General features: G+C 44.3%; 12 protein-coding genes. 1 reads left to right on the forward strand and 11 read right to left on the reverse strand.

Features of this window, described 5'->3' with window-relative positions:
• Window positions 1-20 precede the first annotated feature (20 nt).
• The gene (serC, locus tag ACFQ0C_RS32445) at window positions 21-1,109 is read right to left on the reverse strand and encodes a 3-phosphoserine/phosphohydroxythreonine transaminase (protein ID WP_379373111.1); all 1,089 of its coding nucleotides are present in this window, start codon (window positions 1,107-1,109) and stop codon (window positions 21-23) included.
• Between the two features lie 179 nt (window positions 1,110-1,288).
• On the opposite strand from serC, the gene thpR reads away from it, so the two are divergent.
• Window positions 1,289-1,888, forward strand: a complete 600-nt coding sequence (thpR, locus tag ACFQ0C_RS32450; protein WP_379373113.1) for an RNA 2',3'-cyclic phosphodiesterase — start codon at window positions 1,289-1,291, stop codon at window positions 1,886-1,888.
• Window positions 1,889-2,161: 273 nt separating this feature from the next.
• Here the strand turns inward: thpR and ACFQ0C_RS32455 are convergent, their stop codons facing one another.
• The 10 genes from ACFQ0C_RS32455 to ACFQ0C_RS32500 all read right to left on the reverse strand — a co-directional run bounded on the left by ACFQ0C_RS32455 (window position 2,162) and on the right by ACFQ0C_RS32500 (window position 14,454).
• Window positions 2,162-3,400: a DUF1501 domain-containing protein gene (locus ACFQ0C_RS32455; RefSeq protein WP_379373115.1), complete on the reverse strand. Its 1,239-nt coding sequence runs from the start codon at window positions 3,398-3,400 to the stop codon at window positions 2,162-2,164.
• A gap of 27 nt (window positions 3,401-3,427) precedes the next feature.
• Window positions 3,428-4,744, reverse strand: a complete 1,317-nt coding sequence (locus tag ACFQ0C_RS32460) for a DUF1800 domain-containing protein (RefSeq protein WP_379373117.1) — start codon at window positions 4,742-4,744, stop codon at window positions 3,428-3,430.
• A 443-nt stretch (window positions 4,745-5,187) separates the two neighbouring features.
• Entirely contained in the window at window positions 5,188-6,612 is a 1,425-nt protein-coding gene (gene glnA, locus ACFQ0C_RS32465) for a type I glutamate--ammonia ligase (protein WP_258214959.1), read from the reverse strand.
• Window positions 6,613-6,865: 253 nt separating this feature from the next.
• Entirely contained in the window at window positions 6,866-7,909 is a 1,044-nt protein-coding gene (gene aroF / locus ACFQ0C_RS32470; protein ID WP_258214960.1) for a 3-deoxy-7-phosphoheptulonate synthase, read from the reverse strand.
• Window positions 7,910-8,231: 322 nt separating this feature from the next.
• Window positions 8,232-8,429, reverse strand: coding sequence for a hypothetical protein (locus ACFQ0C_RS32475; protein WP_379373120.1), 198 nt, complete (start codon window positions 8,427-8,429; stop codon window positions 8,232-8,234).
• Between the two features lie 444 nt (window positions 8,430-8,873).
• Window positions 8,874-9,413, reverse strand: coding sequence for a DUF2062 domain-containing protein (locus tag ACFQ0C_RS32480; protein WP_258214961.1), 540 nt, complete (start codon window positions 9,411-9,413; stop codon window positions 8,874-8,876).
• 24 nt (window positions 9,414-9,437) lie between these two features.
• Complete coding sequence (locus ACFQ0C_RS32485) at window positions 9,438-10,391, reverse strand: 4-hydroxy-3-methylbut-2-enyl diphosphate reductase (protein WP_379373122.1); 954 nt, start codon at window positions 10,389-10,391, stop codon at window positions 9,438-9,440.
• A gap of 63 nt (window positions 10,392-10,454) precedes the next feature.
• The gene (locus tag ACFQ0C_RS32490; RefSeq protein ID WP_379373124.1) at window positions 10,455-11,996 is read right to left on the reverse strand and encodes a sensor histidine kinase; all 1,542 of its coding nucleotides are present in this window, start codon (window positions 11,994-11,996) and stop codon (window positions 10,455-10,457) included.
• Between the two features lies 1 nt (window position 11,997).
• A complete protein-coding gene (locus ACFQ0C_RS32495) occupies window positions 11,998-12,690 on the reverse strand; it encodes a response regulator transcription factor (protein ID WP_258214964.1) in 693 nt (230 codons plus the stop codon).
• Window positions 12,691-12,882: 192 nt separating this feature from the next.
• Window positions 12,883-14,454, reverse strand: coding sequence for a S1C family serine protease (locus ACFQ0C_RS32500; protein ID WP_379373126.1), 1,572 nt, complete (start codon window positions 14,452-14,454; stop codon window positions 12,883-12,885).
• Window positions 14,455-14,998: the final 544 nt, after the last annotated feature.

The following is a 14,998-nucleotide window of genomic DNA, read 5'->3' on the forward strand; positions in this document are numbered from 1 at the left end:
CAGGGCTGCTGACAGCCAAATTAACCGTTTCGCTTCTGGAAATCGGACATAAAGTCAGCTAAAGCTTTACAAGCCTCGTAGGGCACTGGAATGTAAGCTGAGGCACGAATCCCACCAACACTGCGATGTCCAGCTAAGCCTACAAAGTTATTTTGCTCAGATTCCTTAACAAATTTCTTTTCCAGCTCTTCGCTTGGTAAACGGAACGTCATATTCATAATGGAGCGGCTATCCGCATCAATATTACCTGTGTAGAAGCCACCGCTTCCGTCGATTGCATCATAAACAAGCTTACTTTTCTCGATGCTCTTTTTCTCCATGGCTGCTACGCCACCGTTGTTTTTAATCCATTTCAACACCAGATTCATCATATAAATCGAGTGAACTGGAGGGGTGTTGTAGAGCGAACTGTTTTTCGCATGGTTAGAATAACGAAGGATTACTGGAATATGCTTAGGTTCTTCCTTCAACATCTCATCACTTATAACGGCTACCGTTACACCGGCCGGTCCAAGATTTTTTTGTGCGCCTGCATAGATCATTGCGTACTTCTTGGCATCGATCGGACGGCTCAGAATACCGCTTGTCATATCACCAATCAATGGAATATTTCCCGTTTCCGGTATGTACGAGAATTGGGACCCCTCAATCGTATTATTCGTTGTCATATGCACGTAAGCGGAATTTGGATCTATTGTAAGTTCGGATGCTTTCGGGAGGCTTCTCCAATTGCCCTCTTTGTTCGAAGCTGCAATTACCGATTCACCAACTATCCGGCCTTCATCATAGGCTTTCTCCGAGAAGCTGCCTGTAATGATGTAGCTGCCGACTTTGCCGGGCTTTAAGAAGTTCAAAGGAATCGTTGCAAATTGCGTGCTTGCTCCCCCACCCATGAACAGTACTTGATAGCCTGACTCCAGTCCTAGCAATTCAAGCAACAGCTGCTGTGTTTCGGAATTGATAGCCTCGTATTCTTTACTCCGATGGGAAATTTCCATCAAAGACATTCCGATCCCATTATAATCTACAAACTGTTCCTGAGCTTGCTGCAATACTTCCAACGGAAGCGCTGCAGGACCCGGATTGAAATTGTACGCACGTTTAGTCATGAGTTCACACCTTCGCCTAGTTTTCAAATCGCATCTTTTGATATGATATGGTTAATGATAGCAAAGTTTATCCCTATCCATCAAGTAGTTATGCTCATTCTTCACATCATTGATACATATTTTCAATAATATCGGATACCCTTTAAGTAATATTCCGCATCTTAAGGAGCTGTCCTATCATGAATAAAGACCGATTATTTCTTGCTCTCCCTCTTGGCGAGGAACAAAGCTCCTTCCTTCAGCAGCTTATGGAGACACTACAGCCTACGCTTAGCTTTCAAAAATGGGTTCACAAGGACGATCTGCACATCACTCTTAAATTTCTCGGGGATACTCCTACGGCTGCATTGTCTGGCATTCAATCACACATGAAGAAGGTTGCAGCATCTGTATCAACCTTTCAGCTGTCATTAGACTCGCTGGGCACCTTTGGCAAGCCCTTTGCTCCTAGTGTTCTGTGGATCAGAGTTGGAGGTCATTTAACAGCTTTGAACGCACTTCACGCACAGACAGAGGCAGCTATGGAATCAGTGGATTTCCCAATGGAAGGCCGACCTTATAGTCCTCACATAACCATAGCTAGAAAATATTCGGGGGAAGCCGCTTTTACCAAAGCAGCTTTAGCCTCGGCAAATAATGAATTGAAGTCATCACCGATGCAGTGGACAGCAAACCGGATTGTTCTGTACCGCAGCTATCTAGGGCGTAGACCCATGTATGAAGCAATAGACACTTATTCTCTCAGCCAAGAGGGAGTGCGAATCGGCAGCTTGCTGTGACAGAAATCCTCACCGAAATGCTTTTTCAAAACTAAAGATTCCTCCCATTATTTTGTATGTAATGTAAAACAGAAAGGGCCGGCTTCACACCCCGTTAGGGATATGAAACCGGCCCAAGACAAACATTCTTGAGAGTGAATACTAGCCTTCTAGCACAGTATCCACGGTTTATCAGTTCATACAGCAACTTGTTATAATATAAATATTATTATAATTAACATGCAGCAATTGTAAAGCATTAAATGCAAAAGGATACGTTTTATTGACCAGGAACTAAATAAAACCAAGCTTTTCATAAGCTCCATTCATTACGGTGTTCGCATCACCCTTAAGCCAACTATCAACGAGGGTATAGTATACGGAACGGAAATCAACCTCATACTTCAGATCGCCGTTATCTAAGTTTGTAAGGCTTGGCATAACCCCGTATAAGCCGCCTTTAACCTTACCGCCAAAGATCAAAACCGGAGCAGCCGTACCATGGTCTGTACCGCCGTTCCCATTTTCCTTCACGCGACGGCCAAATTCAGAAAAAGCCATCGTCACAACACGTTCATGCAAGCCTTGAGTTTCCAGATCCGCATAAAATGAACCAATCGCCTCATCAAGTTGCTTCAAAAGCTTGGCATGCTGTTCTTTTTCCTGTATATGATCATCGAAGCCTCCAAGCTCTACATAAAACACTCGTGTTCCCGAATTACCAGCTAATAGTTTGCTTACTAACTGTAAATCTTTAGCAATATTAGTTTTTGGATACTCCACTTTATTTTGATATCCATTCGTTAAGCTATGAATGGCCTCTACACTTTGATAGGCATCTGTTCCGCGTTGACATGTCACTTTAACTTGTGTACCTTGACGCTCGGGATCATACATATCCAGGAAAGCTTTGGCCAGACGGTTCTGGTCCGCTTTCGGCGTTTTGGGATCGAACAGGTTATAGCTTTCAATCGATTGAATAACAGGAACATTTATACGATCTGAATTGAACGCTTTATTCGCATTATTTCCTACCTGCAGCGCCCTTAAATAGTTCCTGTCCTTGGACAAAGATGATTCGATATAACGTCCCAGCCAGCCGGAGCGTATATATTTATCAGGCATTGCTGTCTGCCAAATCTCCATAGATCGGAAATGCGAATGATCCGGTTTGGGATACCCGACTCCCTGTATAATCGCCAGCTTGCCTCCCTTGTACAGCTCATTTAAGCGCATCAAACTGGGATGAAGTCCAACCTCATTATTGATTGCAAGTACTTCGCTCTGAGTAATATTCAATGTAGGCCGGGAATCAAAGTATCCACCCATTCCATATGGTATCAGCGTGTTGATGCCGTCATTTCCTCCAGACATTTGTATTACAACAAGCACTGGGGATTCAACACCTGGGTCAAGCCCTGCAGTATTGCTTATGGGCTGCTCGCCCTCTGCGAAAATCATGGGTCCCCCGAATCCTAATGTAGCGAGAAGTGCAGTGCCCTTTATTAGAAAATCTCTCCGTGTCAGCTTCATACCGACTCCCCATCCCTTTCCCTCACTCTATTTCATTTGCGCTTCAGGGCTTACCATAATGAGCTGCAACAGTCCTTTCATACCATTCGTCTTTTGCGTGGAATAAATAAAAGTATCCTCTGCAAATTTGGACAGTATTTTCACTGTTTGCTCTCCAAGGAACCATGTACCTGCATTTCTCGAAAATTGCAGCACCCAGTCCTCAGGTTTAGCTTGCGTGCTCAATGTATAGTCTGTACCGCTAAGCACTTTGCTGTTTAACCGCTTCGCCACTGATTCGGCAAACTGGTAGCGAGATAATAAGCTCGTGGTCATAAGCCACGTATCTCCGCCCCTCCAGCCTGCAACATCCGGCGGTAAATACAGCTCCTGGCCCATCTTTCTCGCCGCTTGTGTGAAGCCTTTGGATAATGGAATATCGAATGATTTCAAAATGCCCACCACGTATTCTATCGGGGTTTTGATTAAGCTGCCCAACAGATCAGAGCTATAAAAAGCATCGGATAAAAACAGTTTGGTCAACACCTCGCCAATATGCCCTGACTTCGCAAAATCAGCGGCTACCAGATCAATCCAATCTTTAGAAGGATCAGCTGCCGCAAAAAACTTCAACAGCTTACCCGCCATAAAATGAGGCAAAGAATCCTGCTTAAAGAGAACGTCAATTGCAGTTGTCTCATCAAAATTTCCTTTTTCCCCAAGAATCGTTTTCACGTTGGAATCATGCTGCCCTTTATTGAATGTAACCTCATCCGTCTTCTTATTATAAGACCAACCGGTGAAAGCTCGGGCTGTTTCCTTTATATCCTGCTCTGTATAATTGCCGATTCCAAGCGTGAACAGCTCCATCACTTCTCTTGCATAATTCTCATTGGGCTTGCCTTTTCTATTATTGTTGGAATCCAGATATAACATCATCGCAGGGTCTTTCCCCACTTCCAGAACAAGCTCATGAAAATTGCCCAGCGCATGCTTCCGAAAAAGCTCATTTTGCCTAAGAATCAACGGGATTTCTCGCACCTTTTGATATGAGGTTGCAAAATGTCCATGCCAAAATAATGTCATTTTCTCAACCAAAGGAGCTTCCGAATGAATCATCCTATACAGCCAATAGGTTTGTTGATCACCAATCGAATCCGCTTTCATCTCTTTGCCATCAGCCAGAAGCTTCTCCAAAGGCTCGATCTGCTCCGTTTTTCCGGTTAACGACTCTCCGGCTATGAGCCTTCGTACCGTCTCCTCCATGCCTAATTCCAGGCTAGCAGCGACTTCGTTTTTACCTGCATTAAAAGCTGCCCGGTTCAACAGATGTACCGCTTCTTTTTCCGTCCATTGTATTCCCATCAGTAACCCCCTCAACCTCCGGTTTTGATAGTTTTATTATAATGGAGGTTTATTACAAAATGGTGACAATGGGGAGAATAATTAAGAAAAAAATCGGTGAGGTTCAAGAGGCAGAGAACGTAAAGGAGATAGCAGGTAGTCGAGGCTGCGTGCTTTGTCAGTTTCTCCGATCGCTGTTGTCGGTGGATTGCTTCTATATATAAAAGCTGCCAAGGTTGCAATCCACCGACAAAGGCGACCACTATCGTTTCTACGAAACTGCAAAGCTCTCCGCCTCGACTTGAGCTATCGCTCAAGCGAGGCCCATTTTTCTCTCAATTATTTATTGAGAGGGTAGAGAACAGGAAAGAGCCCCGGGGGTACCGGGGCTCTGCCTTTGAAACTATAAACCATAAACCAAAACTTCTATAAAGATAGGATAAGTTCGATAGAACCTAAAAATCTTACAGGTCGAAATACAAGGAGTACTCATGCGGATGAATACGGATAGCAACTGCTTTAGCTTCGTCACGTTTCAAACCGATGTAGTTATCGATAAAGTCTTTAGTGAATACGCCGCCTTCAGTCAAGAATTCGAAGTCTGCTTCCAAAGCATCCAAAGCTTCATCTAATGAACCTGGTACGCTGCGGATTTCACCTTTCTCTGCATCGGACAATTCGTAGATGTTTTTATCCAACGGACCGTATCCCAATGCGCGAGGATCGATTTTTTTCTTGATTCCGTCCAAACCTGCCATCAGCATAGCTGCGAATGCCAAGTAAGGGTTAGCCGTGGAATCCGGTGTACGGAATTCAATACGACAGCCTTTAGGTGTAACAGCAGCAACCGGAATACGAACAGCTGCAGAACGGTTACCTTTGGAGAATACCAAGTTAACAGGAGCTTCATAACCAGGAACCAAACGCTTAAAGGAGTTGGTTGACGGGTTAGTAAGAGCGATCAAAGCTGGTGCATGGTACAAGATACCGCCGATATAGTTCAAAGCCATTTCACTCAGGTTAGCATATCCGCCTTTTTCATAGAAAAGAGGTTCGCTGCCGTTGAAGATGGATTGGTGAACGTGCATACCGCTACCGTTGTCGCCAAACAATGGTTTTGGCATGAAAGTTGCCACTTTGCCATATTGTCTAGCTGTGTTTTGTACGATGTATTTATATTTCAAAAGGTTATCAGCTGTTTTAGTCAAAGTGTCAAAACGGAAGTTAATTTCGCCTTGACCTGCAGTAGCAACTTCGTGGTGATGACGCTCGATGCGAAGACCGGATTCGATCAACAAACGGCACATTTCACTACGGATGTCTTGTTGGGAATCAGTAGGACCTACAGGCACATATCCGCCTTTGTGACCAACTTTAAAGCCCAGGTTGCCGCCTTCTTCTTTCTTGTTAGTGTTCCAATGTGCTTCTTCGGAATCAACGAAATAAGAAGATTTATTTTGCCCGCTTTCGAAACGAACTTCATCAAAAATGAAAAACTCAGATTCAGGAGCGAAGTACGCCGTTGTACCAACACCTGCAGTTTGAAGATACTCTTCCGCTTTTTGAGCGATGCTGCGCGGGTCACGATCATAACGATCTCCATCTGGAGTATGGATGTTACACATAATAACCAAAGTAGGATGCGCAGTGAAAGGATCTACAAATACTGACTCCGTATCTGGAAGCATAACCATGTCGGACTCTTCAATACCTTTAAAGCCTGGAATGGAGGAACCGTCAAATGCTACACCGTTCACAAATGTTTCTTCCTCAACTTCGGAAGCAGGTAAAGAGATATGGTGAGCTCTACCTGAAAGATCTACGAAACGAAAGTCTACCCACTCGATGCCTTTTTCTTTGATGATATTTAATACGTTTTGAGCTGACATTGAATTACTAACCTCCTAAATTCCGAACATTTTTCATTGTTTGTTCGAACATTGTTCAAGTTTTTGTTAATCATGGTCATATTATAAAACTTTTCAGCGACAATCGTCAATATCTATGTAAGGTATTTTTTACGAGTGTGTAAGGTATGCTCACACCTCTCCAAATTCTGTTCACAGTTTCGACAAAAAGAAAACTTGGTCCCCTTTTTATCAAAGGAACCAAGTCGAGTTTTGCCTTATTTTACGAATATTCTTAAGACGTAAACACTTCTTTCTTCGTATCGAATCTTCTGCCGCAGAGCGGTGCCAGCTTCTCCAAGTCAACCATAAGCTTAGCAAATTGTTCAGGGAACAATGATTGAACACCATCACCTGTCATCGAGTTGTCAGGATCGGTATGCATTTCAACAATGAGTCCATTTGCACCTGCAGCAACGGATGCTTTGCACATTGGCTCGACCAATTCACGGCGGCCGGTACCATGACTAGGGTCTGAGATAACAGGCAAATGGCTTAAAGTTTGCAAAGCAGGGATAGCAGCCAAGTCTAAAGTGTTTCTCGTGTAAGATTCGAACGTTCGGATTCCGCGTTCACATAGCATAACGTTCGGATTCCCTCCCGCAAGAATATATTCAGCCGCATTCAGGAATTCATCGTAAGTAGAGCTGAAGCCGCGCTTCAATAAAACCGGAGTTTTGATTGTTCCTAATTTACGAAGCAGATCAAAATTCTGCATATTACGTGTACCCACTTGCAGAATATCAGCGTACTCAGCGCATACATCGACGTATTCCGGTGTCATAACCTCGGTAATCGTCAGCAAGCCATGCTTCCTGCCGGCATCCGCCATCATAACTAAACCTTCCACACCAACTCCTTGAAAGCTATACGGTCCTGTTCTCGGCTTAAATGCGCCTCCACGAAGCACTTGTGCACCTGCGGCTTTAACAAGACGTGCAATTTCATCGATCTGTTCTGCAGTTTCCACCGCACAGGGGCCACCCATGATTACGAGCTGCTCGCCGCCGATCTCAACATCTTTAATTTTGATAATGGTATCATCCGGATGGAAATCTCTGCTTGCCAGCTTGTAGGATTTAGAGATCTTAACCACTTGCTCAACACCTGACAGCTGACGAAGCTGTTCGCTCAGCTTAGGATCTGCTTGGCCGATGATTCCAATAACAGTACGGTCCACACCTCTGGATACATGAGCCTGAACACCATTTTTTTCAATATGCTGAACGATTTCGCCAATACGTTCCTCGGATACTTTATTAGAAATGATAACGATCATAATAACAACACTCCCGCTCATTAAGTTTTTGTCCCAAACACTTACACGCTTCAACGCTTATACGCTTTTAAGCTTTTAATCACTAAAGTAACTATATAACAGAGCCGTGTTTCCGTCAAGATAAAATAATACTCAATTTTAGGCAAAAAAATCCCCACAAAGTGGGGTCTTGCTTCGAAGTTGATTCAGATACTTTGCGGGGGGATAATGCTAAATAGGTAAGAAAAACCGTCAGTTCATTCCCTGACGGTCCTTTTATGTGCAAACTTATACGTGTGTGCTTGGGGAGGGGATCCGGTGTGGTTTTCGACCGCTCTTGAAATCATGCTCCTTGGATTGGTAGGCGTGCAGCGGTCGGAACAGTAGCTTCAAAGGTAGGCTGCATACCCGAGCAGTCACCGGAGGTAACGACTAGGGCGGTGCTTACGCTTCTCCACCCTACATTCGTTCTCTCTTTTGTTCTACTTCGTGCAGCCTGCCCCTTATTTCTTACCTCATCTGTATTCGGTCCAGTATTCATAACCCTATCTCAATTGTTGTATTCCATATGTACCTACAAAGCTAGCGCGTTGTGGCGTTGCATTTGGTCGGTCGAACCCCACGGAGCGTGTCTTCATCACCTTCACCGGGCGCTAATCACTCTTTTAGAAGGAAGAGCGGAAGTCAGGTGCGCTATTTCATTGTTTTAACGTTATTATTCGAATGAAACGGAACTAGGATCTCTTATTTAGTTTAAAATAAGGTATTTCAGTCTATAAAAGTCAGAATAACGCATCGTAGTTCCTCTACTTCATGAAATGGGATAGGTTTTCAACCCTTAGAGGATCGACGATCCGTTAGTCAGCTGGACTCATGTTAAAGACATAGCATAATAGGATGGATTCCCACCCCCGCAAGAAAGAGACCAAAAATCAGGGTATGCTTCGTTCTCTCCAAACATATAAATTCTACAAAAAAAATCGACTCAAGGAGTCGATTCTGTACCAACAACAAGCTCGGCTTTTCTATTTTTACGCTTTTCTTTGCGTTTCTCATGGTAGTATTCGAGGCCCCACTTGATTGGAAAATAGAACAGCAAGCCTAAAAGAAGTCCGTCTATAAGCCCCCCGACAAAAAGCTTCAAGTTGGATTTAATAAATACATCCATCCAATCGGGTAAAAAATTTAGTAAATGCCGGCCCGTGCCGCGAGGCAGCACCATACCTCCTACCTTAATATGAACGTAGGTCAACGGTAAATAAATAATTTTGCCAAATACAAAACCGATTAACGCAGCCGCCATACTTGCCCTGAACAAATAAACTAACGGAAATATTAGAAAGAATGCTAAGCCAGCGGTAGGAAGAGTGAACATTTCGACAGACAAGCCAATGGAAAATCCCATGGCTACTATGCCTGGACCTCCCTTGGCTCGGGTCAGCAGCAAGTACTTGTATTTAAACCAGCGTTTAATATTTCGAAATTTAAAAGCTTTCTTGCCTTTTGTCACCTGCTCCTGCTGCATATCCCTTCCCCTATTCCAATTTCTTTATTGACTTACGGCTTTCTGCTTGGCTGTTGGGATCAACTTGCTCATGTTAATGGTACGTTTAATTTCCCACGTCGAGGGGTTTTCTAAATCAAATTGCTCCAGGTAATTAATGACTTCCTTGGTAATTGGCGTAGGTGTGGATGCACCGGATGTAACGCCTACCCTGCGAACAGGCTTAAGCCATTCAAGCTTCAGCTCTGAAACATCTGCAATTCGATAAGCCTTCACACCGGCTATCTCTTCAGATACCTGAGCCAAACGGTTGGAGTTATTGCTGCGAGGATCTCCTACAACCAGCACCAAATCGGCATCCTTCGCTTGCTCAGCTACAGCCTCTTGACGAACCTGAGTTGCCAAGCAAATTTCATTATGAATTTCCGCCCGTGGAAACCGCTCCAAAAGTCGATTCATAATATGCTTAATATCCCATTGACTCATTGTTGTTTGATTAGTAATTGTGATCTTTTTGTCCGATATATTCAGCTCATCAACTTCTTCAAGCTTTTCGATTAAATGAACCCGTTCAGGATTAATCCCGACGGCACCTTCTGGCTCTGGATGACCCTTTTTCCCGATATAAATAATATGGTAGTCCTCAGCTGTCTTTTCCCTGATCAAATCATGAGTTTTCGTAACATCAGGGCATGTGGCATCCACCACTGTAAGACCTTTATCGCGCGCGCGTTTTCTAACATCAGGGGAAACGCCGTGTGCCGTAAATATAACGGTCCCGGTTTCAATAGTTTCTAGAATTTCCAGCCGGTTCGGACCATCAAGTGTAATGACGCCTTCTTTATCAAAATAATCAGTTACATGGGCGTTATGCACGATCATGCCTAATATATATACAGGTCTTGGCAGGTTAAGGTTTTTTGCCGTTTGCATGGCAAGTGCCATAGCATCTACAACCCCATAGCAGTATCCGCGGGGCGAGATTTTAATGATATCCATTTCTGCACCTACCTTTTTTTATGTGCCTATAAGCAGCTTATTGAAGGGAAAACATATCCCCGACTATTCTATTATACTCGATTCCAAGGATGTAGGAAATGCCGCTGGAAGCACATTGTCAGAAACTTCACTAACCGGCAGCCAAATAATAAAGGTACTGCCTTCTCCTTCGCATGTTGTTACTTCAATGGAGCCTTGATGCTCATCAATAATCCATTTGGCGATAGATAAACCAAGCCCGGTACCGGATGTTTTGCCGCGTGATACATCTGCCCGATAGAATCTTTCAAATATCAAGGGAACCTCTTCTATGTCCATTCCAATACCCGTATCTTCAATACGTATCCCGATTTGTTTCTCCATCAATATAGCATCAAGCTTTACAAAACCCTGTTCGGTGTATTTGAAAGCATTTTCCAAAAAAATGTAAATTAATTGTTGAATATAATCCCTGTTTCCATAAACATAAACTCCTTGCAAAGCGGATAAATCCCCTTGCCTCCATTCGACCTCCCGCGGGAATAGGTAGGCTCTACGGTTAACCTCCTCCACAAGGGGCAGCAGCTCGATGTTGGTCTTCGACATTTGAAAGCCTGCATCAGCTCGGGCAAGAGATAGAAGATCGTTGACCAAACGAGTCATCCGTTCCGCCTCGCCTGCTATATCCTGCATTGCTTCAAGCGAGAGCTCCAACTGCTGCCGATCCTGCTCCGTACCTATAGAAGCTGTCTTCTTCCACATTTTTTCCAATAAATCAACATTTCCACGAATAGTGGTCAGCGGCGTACGAAGCTCATGAGAAGCGTCCGATACAAATCGCCGCTGCCTCCGGTAAGACTCTTCCAAATCAAAATATACTTTCTGCAAACGCTCCAGCATATCATTGATTGTATTTGTAAGGCGTCCGATTTCATCATTAGGGCCATTATAATTGATCCTGTTTTCAAGATCAGAGCCCTTGCTTATGGAATTGGCCGCCACGATAACCTGCTCTATAGGCTTCAGTGCCTTTCTTGCCAGAAACCAGCCAAAGGAAGCAGCCAGCAGCACAGCCACCAGAGCGGTAAAAGCCAATATTCGCTGCACCAGCGAAAATAAATTCTCGGAAGTATCAATCAGAACAGCGGCCTGAAAAACACCTGCCAGCTCCTGTTGACCATTCTTTACTACTATAATGGGCTTGTTATAGATGAGGAATGCCAGATTTTCAACTCTGGTTTTCTCAAATAAATATTTATCGTTAACCAGCTTTTGCCGTTTCGCATCTGTCAGTTCAGGGACGGGCAAAGTCAAATTAGCTTCAGACAAATTAGTCGATGGACGAATGATCCCATTTTCAAAATTCGTTATTTGATAAAACTTCCCCGCACTCCCAATATTATCTCTTCCCTGCAAGGCAAAATCAAAGCTGATTCCCCCTCCCAATGTTGGAGTCATCCGAGGCTGGATTCGTGAATATACATTCTCGCCTTGCTGCTGCAGCTCGTCCTCAATAAAGCTGTAGTAATTATAATGAAGCAGCCAATACAGTCCAATGCCGAAAAGCATTAATGTAACGGATAAAATTGCAGTATACCACAATGTCAGGCGCAGCCTAATGGACACGTCAACTCTCTCCTCTCATCACATATCCAGCGCCGCGAACCGTCTGTATCATCCGCTTATGCCCATATTCCTCCGTTTTTTGACGTAAAAGTGCGATATACACCTCAAGAACATTCGATTCACCGCTGTAATCATATCCCCATATTTTTTCCATTATTACATCACGAGACAACACCCGTTTCGGATTTTGCATAAACAAATGAAGCAGCTCGAACTCTTTAGTCGTCAATTCTATCAATTGACTCCCACGAAACACTTCGCGCGTGTCCATATCCATAAACACATCCTGGAATTGCAGTCGATTTGTTTGCTGCTCGGCTTTCTCAGCACTTTTTCTGCGCAGCAGAACCCGAACCCTCGCCAACAGCTCCTCTAAGGCGAAAGGCTTGACCAAATAATCGTCAGCCCCAAGATCCAATCCTTTAACCCGCTCCCCAATTTCGTCCTTAGCTGTGAGCATTAATACGGGTACTGTTGCTCCGCCCTCACGAATACGCCGAACTACCTCCCACCCATCTAGCTGAGGCATCATGACATCCAAAATAACTGTATCCGGATCATGCTCCAAAATTTGCTTCAATCCATCCATACCATGCTGTGCAGTAAAAACGGTATATCCTTCAAAAGCTAATGAACGCCTAAGCATGGAAGTGATTTTTTCATCATCGTCTATAACTAATATTTTTTCTCTCATATGCAGCACCGCCTTCATTTTTAAACACGAACCTAATTGTAGTTCTATTTTATCATCAAATTAGTTGGATACAAAAAGAAACAGAGCTTCACCAAATTTCGCTCCGCTCTGAGTCTTTTTTGTGTTCATTTTATTCTAACCTTTTTCTCTATTCTAGTTGTAAGAAAAGCTTCTGATCGAGGTCATTCCATTTTATTTAGCTTCTGCGTTGCGGTCACCAATCGTCACTGTGATGTTTTCCTTTTTACCGTCACGCATAATAGTTAGGTTTGCTTGGTCGTTCACTTTCAATGCTTTGATTTTGTCAACGAGATCCTGAGATTTCTTCACCTTGGCTCCATTAACCTCAGTAATCACATCGTAAGGACGAATGCCGGCAATAAAGCCTGGGCTTTTACGCTCTACCTCAGAAACGATAGCACCTTCCGTGTTTTGCAGCTTTAATTCAGTTAACCAATCTTTGTCGATATCCGACAACTTAACACCAATATAAGGTAATGGTTCTTTTGGAATTTTCACGTTATTTTTCAAATTATCCAACACCGACGAAATCGTACTCGTAGGAATAGCAAAGCCAATCCCTTGCGCTTGCGCGCTTACTGCTGTGTTGATCCCTATTACTTCCCCATTCAGGTTCAATAGCGGTCCACCCGAGTTCCCTGGATTAATTGAAGCGTCTGTTTGCAGCAAGTGCTTATATTCGCGAGTACCTTGTGTGTCAGGAATGGAAATTGGACGTTCGCGTGCGCTCAATACACCTACAGTTACTGTGTGATCAAAGCCGTACGGGTTACCGATAGCAACTACCCAGTCACCGACCTTAGTATCTTCCGCTTTACCAAGCGGCAAAGCAGCAAACTCCTTATCGCCATCTATCTTCAATGCTGCCAAATCAAGATCATAGCTGTTACCTAGCAAGGTTGCTTTGAACGGCTTATCATAGCCTTCTACGGTTACCCAAATTTCGTCCGCTCCGTCAATTACATGCTCATTGGTTAAAATGTAACCCGATTTTTCAAAAATAAATCCGGTTCCCATTCCCCCAGGCTGAAGTTGCCCGGAATCGCTCTTGGGCTGCTGTTTGCTGCCGCCGCCATTATCTCCGAAAAATTGTCGGAAGAACGGATCGTCTAACAGAGAGCTTCCACCGCGACTGCTCGCCTTGGCCTTAACCTTAGTCTCGATTTTAACAACTGCCGGACCCGATTGCTCAGCTATTTGAGCGATGTTCTCCGGTCTGCCGCCAAGATCGAATGCTGTGGGCTTGACCGTTCCTCCTCCGCTTGATCCAGTTGTTGTTTGGCCTGTAGCTGCTGATGCTTTGTTAGACATAACACCTTGAGGGCCTGTAAACCAGTTCATTTTGTCCGAAGCGAACATTAAGCTCCCCACAACCAGCGCTCCAGCTAAAAAGGCAGTGAATCCGGTTCTTAGAGAAGATCCTCTCTTCTTGTGCTCATTCTGCTGCCAGCCATTCTTCGGATCATGCATCGGCTTATCAGTTACGTTGTATGAAAATGGTCTCATGGGCCGCGGCGGCGTCATTTCTACCTGTGCAGCTTCTGCTCCATCGCTTCTCATACCTGAGTCCGACTCATTATGTCCCAAATCTGATTTATAAGGCCCGTATGAGTAGTAGTGGGACGGACGCTCTTGCCTTGGCTCATTTGCTTCTGATTGTCCGGCTTGTTCGTTAGACGAACTATTAGATTCGCCATTCGACCGGCGAAAGAAATCATCATAACCGCGTTTGTTGTCATCCATAGTAAAATTCCTCCGTTCAAATATGATTTGAATGATAATGTATAGTTACTTGCTATCCTTGACTATATATTGGACTCGTAACCTTAAAGTAACCTTAAAATAAAATAAACGAACAGTTAAATTTCTGATTCAATCCCCCCATACCCCCCTTGTTCTTCAAGGGGGGCTCCGGGCGCTGCGCCCCTGGACCCAGCGTGAGAGACTGTTGAGCAACCGAAGCGCTTCCTATGTACTTATGATGTTGGAACGCGTTCGTTCTATAAAGAAGAAGCTTTGCGCTGCAAAGCTCCTTCTTTATAGAACACGCTATACGTTTATGCTCTTGCACTTGCAACTACTGTTAAGCGTGTCTGGGCAAACTTTGCAAGGCAAAGCAGCCCGGACAAACGCGCTCCTAAGCTCTCAAGTGGCTCCACGCTCTAGCCCGTTCCCGCACGCATGCAAGCGTGGAGGGGCTACCTTCGCGTCAGCCAAAGGAGCCCCGACCAACGCGTTCCATCCACCAACGTTCCCATCGAAGCACCAATTAACCTTTCTCCACCAA

Origin of the sequence: Paenibacillus sp. GCM10027630 (assembly GCF_042676305.1) — a bacterium.
GTDB lineage: Bacteria > Bacillota > Bacilli > Paenibacillales > NBRC-103111 > Paenibacillus_S.